8 protein-coding genes are annotated in these 6401 nt (G+C 67.6%); 3 read left to right on the top strand and 5 right to left on the bottom strand.

What is annotated here, in order from left to right:
* On the top strand, window positions 1-949 hold a 949-nt coding region (locus JHD80_RS20110), incomplete at its 5' end, for a D-alanine--D-alanine ligase family protein (protein ID WP_199091093.1).
* A 154-nt stretch (window positions 950-1103) separates the two neighbouring features.
* On the opposite strand, the gene cobT is transcribed toward JHD80_RS20110, so the two are convergent.
* Window positions 1104-2123 (bottom strand): nicotinate-nucleotide--dimethylbenzimidazole phosphoribosyltransferase, encoded by a 1020-nt coding sequence (gene cobT, locus JHD80_RS20105; RefSeq protein ID WP_199091092.1) that lies wholly within the window; start codon window positions 2121-2123, stop codon window positions 1104-1106.
* Window positions 2124-2238: 115 nt separating this feature from the next.
* Here cobT and JHD80_RS20100 point away from each other — a divergent pair, with 115 nt between their 5' ends.
* Window positions 2239-3084, top strand: a complete 846-nt coding sequence (locus tag JHD80_RS20100; protein ID WP_199091091.1) for an adenosylcobinamide-GDP ribazoletransferase — start codon at window positions 2239-2241, stop codon at window positions 3082-3084.
* Window positions 3081-3284: a DUF1289 domain-containing protein gene (locus JHD80_RS20095; protein ID WP_199091085.1), complete on the top strand. Its 204-nt coding sequence runs from the start codon at window positions 3081-3083 to the stop codon at window positions 3282-3284. The genes JHD80_RS20100 and JHD80_RS20095 overlap by 4 nt, the downstream gene beginning before the upstream one ends.
* A gap of 77 nt (window positions 3285-3361) precedes the next feature.
* Here the strand turns inward: JHD80_RS20095 and JHD80_RS20090 are convergent, their stop codons facing one another.
* The 4 genes from JHD80_RS20090 to JHD80_RS20075 all read right to left on the bottom strand — a co-directional run bounded on the left by JHD80_RS20090 (window position 3362) and on the right by JHD80_RS20075 (window position 6349).
* On the bottom strand, window positions 3362-3835 hold the full coding sequence (locus tag JHD80_RS20090; protein ID WP_248311675.1) for a GNAT family N-acetyltransferase: 474 nt from the start codon (window positions 3833-3835) through the stop codon (window positions 3362-3364).
* Between the two features lie 10 nt (window positions 3836-3845).
* The gene (locus tag JHD80_RS20085; protein WP_199091083.1) at window positions 3846-4679 is read right to left on the bottom strand and encodes a sulfite exporter TauE/SafE family protein; all 834 of its coding nucleotides are present in this window, start codon (window positions 4677-4679) and stop codon (window positions 3846-3848) included.
* 102 nt (window positions 4680-4781) lie between these two features.
* Window positions 4782-5504: a DUF1428 domain-containing protein gene (locus JHD80_RS20080; protein ID WP_199091081.1), complete on the bottom strand. Its 723-nt coding sequence runs from the start codon at window positions 5502-5504 to the stop codon at window positions 4782-4784.
* Between the two features lie 92 nt (window positions 5505-5596).
* Window positions 5597-6349 (bottom strand): DUF899 domain-containing protein, encoded by a 753-nt coding sequence (locus tag JHD80_RS20075; protein WP_199091079.1) that lies wholly within the window; start codon window positions 6347-6349, stop codon window positions 5597-5599.
* Window positions 6350-6401: the final 52 nt, after the last annotated feature.

Below are 6401 nucleotides of genomic sequence, written 5' to 3'. Positions count from 1 at the left end.
CATCGAAGGCACGAACGGCGACAGCCTGCCGATCCCGGCGGATTCGCCGACGATCCGATTGGAGCCGCAGGGCGAGCACACCGCCATCCTGCCGGCCGACAACGCTGCGCCGGCGATCGCGCCGGTCGATGTCGTATTCCCGGTGATCCATGGCCCGCTTTGCGAGGACGGCGCGGTGCAGGGCCTGCTGGAACTTGCGGGGGCCGCCTATGTCGGCTCGGGCGTGCTGGCTTCGGCGGTCGGCATGCACAAGGACATCGCCAAGCGGCTGGCGGCCCTCGCCGGGCTGCCCGTCGCGCCCTATCTCGCCCTGTCGCGGCGCGACTGGCGCCGCGACCCGGAAGGCTCGGCCAAGGCTGCCGAGGAGCGGCTCACGCTCCCGATCTTCGTCAAGCCCTGCAATATGGGCTCGAGCGTCGGCGTCCATAAGGTGAAGAGCTGGGAGGCTCTCGGCGCCGCGCTCGACGACGCCTTCCAGTACGATACCAAGGTGCTGGTCGAGCAGGGCATCGACGCCCGCGAGATCGAGGTCGCCGTGCTCGACGGCGATCCGCCGGTGGCGAGCGTCGCCAGCGAGCTCAATGCCGGCCCGCAGCACGAATTCTACTCCTACGAGGCCAAGTATATCGACCAGGACGGTGCCAGCGTCGACCTGCCGGCCAAGCTCGACGCCGAGCAGATGCCCCGCGTGCGGCAGCTCGCGGTCGACGCCTTCCTCGCGCTGGAATGCAGCGGGCTGGCGCGGGTCGACTTCTTCCTCGACCGCCGGAGCGGCGCCTTCTACTTCAACGAGATCAACACACTGCCCGGCTTCACCGCGATCAGCATGTATCCCAAGATGATGGAGGCCTCCGGCCTGACCTACCCGGCGCTCATCACCCGTCTGATCGAGCTGGCGCAGGAGCGCCATGCCGAGCGGGCGGGGTTGAAGACGGATTACGCGGGGTAGAGCGCCCCTCCCTGTGTCATTCCGGGGCTTCGCGGAGCGAAGAACCCGGAACCCACGACTGGGTAAATCCTTGGCAACCGCATGATCGCGAACGTGAACCCAGTCGTGGGTTCCGGGTTCGCGCATGCGGCGCGCCCCGGAATGACAGAGTGCGTCAATCCTTCCGCGCGACCTGCGCCTGCTCGAAGGTCGCCATTCCGGAATGAACCGCTGCCGCCGCCTTGACGAGGCCGGCAGCGAGCGCCGCACCCGAGCCTTCGCCGAGACGCATGTCGAGCGCCAGAAGCGGCACCTTGCCGAGGCGGGCGAGCACGTCGGCATGGGCGCCCTCGGCCGAAAGATGACCGGCGATGCAATGGTCGATGGTCGAAGGCTCGATCGCGTGCAGGATCGCGGCGGCCGCCGTCACGACATAGCCGTCGAGGATCACCGGGATACGCTGCGAACGGGCGGCGATGATCGCGCCGCAGATCGCCGAGACCTCGCGCCCGCCGAGGCGGCGCAGCACTTCGAGCGGGTCCTTGAGGTGGGCGCGGTGGAGGCTAAGCCCCGCTTCCACCACCGCGACCTTGCGCTTGAAACCCTCGTCGTCGATGCCGGTGCCGCGGCCGCACCAATGCGCGGCGTCGCCGCCATAGAGCGCGGCATAGATCGCCGCCGCCGAGGTGGTGTTGCCGATGCCCATCTCGCCCAGGCAGAGCAGGTCCGTGCCGCCGACGAGCGCTTCCATGCCGAAAGCCATGGTGGCGACGCAGGCGCGCTCGTCGAGCGCGTCGGTTTGTGTGAAATCGCCCGTCGGCAGGTCGAGCGCGAGGTCGAAGACCTTGAAGCCAAGATCATAGGCCGCGCAGATCTGGTTGATCGCAGCGCCGCCGGCCGCGAAATTCTCCAGCATCTGGCGCGTCACCGCCTGCGGATAGGCCGAGACGCCCTGCGCGACCACGCCATGATTGCCTGCGAAGACGCAGACCAGCGGGCGCCTTACTTCCGGCGGGGCCTTGCCCTGCCAGGCGGCGAGCCATTCGGCGATCTCCTCCAGGCGGCCGAGGCTACCGGCCGGCTTGGTGAGGTTGGCGTCGCGGGCGCGGACCGCGTTTGCGGCTTCCATGTTGGGACCTGGCATCGCAGCGATGAGGTCGCGGATATCGTCGAAGGGCAATCCGGAGGCGGCCATGGCTGTTCCGTCGAGCAAGGGGGCTGCGGCCGACGCGAGAGCGTGGCGGCAAAGTCTGCGCTGCTGCTATAGGGTCGGGAGCGTGAAGACAATCGAGCGAGACGACGCGGCAGGCATGGCAGAGGCCGAAACCACGAGCGAAGCGTCCCCGCCGGACTGGCCGGGCTGGGGAATCGCGACCGCGATCTGCCTGCGCTTCTGGTCGCGTCTGCCGGTGCCGCTGCTGCCGGGCGAGAGCGACGGGCATGGAGTCCCGGACTTCCGGGAGGTGCCGCGCGCCCTGCCCTTCGCCGCTCTGGTCATCGCCGCGCCGGCAGCGCTTGTCGCGCTGGGCGCAGGGCTGGCGGGCCTCAGCGGCTTCGTCGTCGCGGCGCTGGCGCTGACCGCGCTGGCACTGACCACAGGCGCCTTCCACGAGGACGGGCTGGCGGATACCGCAGACGGGCTGTTCGGCGGGCATACGGTGGAGCGCCGGCTGGAGATCATGAAGGACAGCCGCATCGGCTCCTATGGCGCGCTGGCACTGGGGCTGTCGCTGCTGCTGCGGGCGAGCCTGCTTGCCATGATCCTCGACCGCTCGGGCGCCTGGGTGGCGGCCGCCGCCTTGCTTGTCGCGGCGCCATGGTCCCGCGCCGAGGGCCTATTCATGCTGGCGACACAACCGGCAGCGCGCAGCAGCGGTGCAGCAGCGGCCGTCGGCCAGCCGACGGTGCTGACGGCGCGGATCGCGTTGGGCCTCAGCCTCTTTCTCGCGACCGGGATCGGACTGGCCGCGCAATTGCCGATCGCCGGTCTGCTGATCGGCTTCGCGCTGGCGCATGGCGCGGCGGCGGTATTGTCGCGGACGGCGCGGCGTCTGATCGGCGGCCAGACCGGCGACATCCTCGGCGCTGCCCAACAACTTGCGGAGATCGCGATTTATCTCGGGCTGGCTCTCGCTCTGGGGTGGGGCGGGCAATGAGTGGTGCCTCGACGCCCTGCATCAAGGTCTGCGTGATCGATCCCGTGAGCAAGCTCTGCGAGGGCTGCGGACGGACCCTCGCCGAAATCATGCAATGGGGCCGGCTGAGCGAGACCGAGCGGCGGGCTATCATGGTGGTGTTGCCGGAGAGGCTCGCCGGAAAGCCGCCCGAGCCACCTGCGCGTCATGCTCGGGCTTGACCCGAGCATCTCGGAAACCAGTGACTTCTTGTCATGAGATTCCCGGGTCGAAGCTGCGCTTCGCCCGAGAATGACGCTCAGGTCTTCGCCAGATCGGCCAGCGCATCACCGGTCAGGCGATAGAACACCTTCTTGGGATAAGCCGCAGCACCGAGGCCGTCATAGAAGCGCAGCAGCGCCGCGTCGTCGGCATCGGCGGTCCAGTCGATGCGGCGGTGGCCACGCTCCAGGGCAAGCTCCGCCAGCGCAGTCATAAGCTTCCGGCCGAGCCCCGCTCCCCGCGCCGCATCGGCGACGTAGATTTCCTTGAGGAAGAAGCCCGTCTTCAGGCCCGGTCCCGGATAGAGATTGCAGGCCGAGGCGAAGCCGAGCACCGCACCGCCCTTCGCGGCGATCAGGATATCGACACCGGCCGGCAAGGCCGCGAGCCCGGCGAGAATCTCCGCCGGCGGCGGGCAAGGCACGCTGTAATGGCCCTGCATCTCGACCATCAGCGCCGCCAGCGCCTTGTGATCCGCAGGCTGCAGCAGCCGGATCGCGATCTCGCTCATGATCCGGACCTCAGTGGATCAGCGACCAGACGAAGCGGCCGGCGACGACGAGCAGGAACAGGCCGAAGGCGACTTCGAGGCGACGCTTCGAGAGCTTATGCGCGAGGCTTGCGCCGATCGGGGCCGTCCAGATCGACGTCGGGATGAACAGGATCATGCCGATCAGCGAGACATAGCCGAGCGAGAGCGGCGGCAGGATGTCCATCTTCGGCCAGCCGGCATAGATGAAGCCAAGCGCGCCGGGGATCGAGATCAGCACGCCGAGCCCCGAAGAGGTCGCGACCGCCTGGTGGATCGGCCGGCCGTAGAAGGTCATGAACAGGCTGGAGAGCTGGCCGCCGCCGATGCCCATCAGCGCCGAGAGCACGCCGATAACGCCGCCATAGGCCACCATCAGCGGCTTGCCGGGCATATCCTCGCCGAATTTCCAGCGATCTGCGGCGAAGAGCAGCCGGATCGCGGAGATCGTCGCGACGACCACGAAGATGATCTTGAAGAGATCGGCAGGCGCATAGCGGGCGATCCAGCTGCCGAAGATCACGCCGATGATCACCGGCACGGCCCAGACCTTGAGGATCGAGAGATCGACGAGCCCCTTGGCGCGGTGCGCGTTGAAGGAGCGGATCGAGGTCGGGATGATGACGGCGAGCGAGGTGCCGACGGCGAGCGGCATGCGCACCTCGTCGACGACCCCGATGACGCGGAAGACCTCGTAGAGCACGGGTACGATGACCGCGCCGCCGCCGACGCCGAAGACGCCGGCCAGAAGCCCGGTGACCGCGCCGGCCAGCACGAGCGAGACGGCGAGGAAGGCGAGATCGCCGATGGGAATGCCAGCAAGCATGACGAGAAATCCGGTGAAGCCGCCCGATCTCTCGGTCATTTGGCCGGCGGGGGCAAGATGTCCCCGTCGACGGCTCCCCGAATGCTGTGCTTGCCTGCGGCGTCAACCACGCCCGGTGTCGAAGATCGGCGCGAAGCCGCCATAGACGACGCGCTTCCCGTCGAAGGGCATCTTGAGCTCGGCCATGCGGGGGTCCGCCATGATCTTGCCCCAGGCGGCGGCGCGCACCTCCTTGGACGGCCATTCGACCCAACTGAAGACGACCGTCTCGCCGGCCTGCGCCTTCACCGCGCCCTTGAAATCCGTGAGCTTGCCATCCGGCACGTCGTCGCCCCAGGCGTCCACGACGCGGCTTGCGCCGTATTCCTTGAACAGCGTCGCATGCCTGGCCGAGAAGTCGCGATAATCGACCTTGCGCTCGTCGGGCACTGCGACGAGGACGCCGTCGAGATAGCCCATCGCGCCGCCCTCGCCCTCGTCGAGGATCGAAGCAAAGCCGCCATAGATCATGCGCTTGGCGTCGAACGCCATTTCCTGGCTCATCGCCTTCATGCGCGGATCGTTCATGATCTTCTCGTTGGCGGCGTCGCGCGTCGCCCGGTCGGGATATTCGAACCAGGAGAAGACCACGACCTCATCCGGCGTCGCCTTCACCGCTCCCTTGAAATCCGTGACTTTACCGTCCGGGACGTCGTCGCCCCAGGCCTCGACATGACGCCGAACCCCGAACTCCTGGAACAGCGGCGCCGCATCGGCAGCCTGCTTGCGGTAGGCATCCTTGTTCGCCGCGGGAACGGCGACGACGAAACCTTCGACATAGGCCATTGCGCTTCTCCTTGTTCACGACCGTCGGCGGCGCCGCGGTTTAAATGTTGATATCAACCCGATAAGCCCGAAGCGGATCCGGGACATCGGGTTCAACCGCAGCAGGAGCTCACCGCGAGTTCCGGCTGGAAGCTTGCCGCGCCCAGCGGCTTGGCGGGGTAGCGGTCGTGATGGCGGACCCAGTCCATCGTCCCGACCTCGTTGCGCCCCTTCGGGGTCATATCGAGGAAGTTGTGCGTGCCGATCAGGAGGTCGCCGCCGCGGGCATAGGTCGAGTAGGTGTGGAAGATCTCGCCCGCCTCGTTGCGATAGAAGACGCTGAAGCCCGGCATCTCGCCGCCCAGCCCGTCATGCATCGCGTAGTTGTATTCGTAGCGGCCGGCCGCCTTTTCCTCCGGGCTCGGCGAGACGTGGAAATCGTAGTTGAAGTCGCTGTTCGCCGAGGACACCCAGGGGAAATCCCAGCCCATGCGGTGCCGGAAATTCTGGAACTCGGCATAGGGCGCCCGCGAGACCACGACCAGGCTCACGTCATGGTGCTTGAGGTGCCGGTTGGCGCCGTCGAAATGATCGGCGAGGAAGGAGCAGCTCGGGCAGCCCTCCCGGGCACCCGGCCCGAACATGAAGTGGTAGATGATCAGCTGGCTGTTGCCGGCGAAGAGATCGCCCAGCGAGAGCCCGCCATCCCAACCCTCGAAGGTATAGGCCTTCTCGACCCTGACCCAGGGCAGCGCCCGCCGCTCGGCCGAGAGCGCATCACGCCGGCGGGTCAGCTCCTTCTCGTTGGCGAGGTGGAGCTTGCGCGCGGCAAGCCACTCCTCACGGGATACGATCCTGTGTTCCATCGTCTCCTCTCCTCCAATGTCCACCGGCGTGATGCCGGCGGCGGCTTCGGCG

Origin of the sequence: Allobosea sp. ASV33 (assembly GCF_016428755.1) — a bacterium.
GTDB lineage: Bacteria > Pseudomonadota > Alphaproteobacteria > Rhizobiales > Beijerinckiaceae > Allobosea.
The sequence above is the reverse complement of the archived record's forward strand: the minus strand, read 5'-3'. Positions and strand labels throughout refer to the sequence as shown.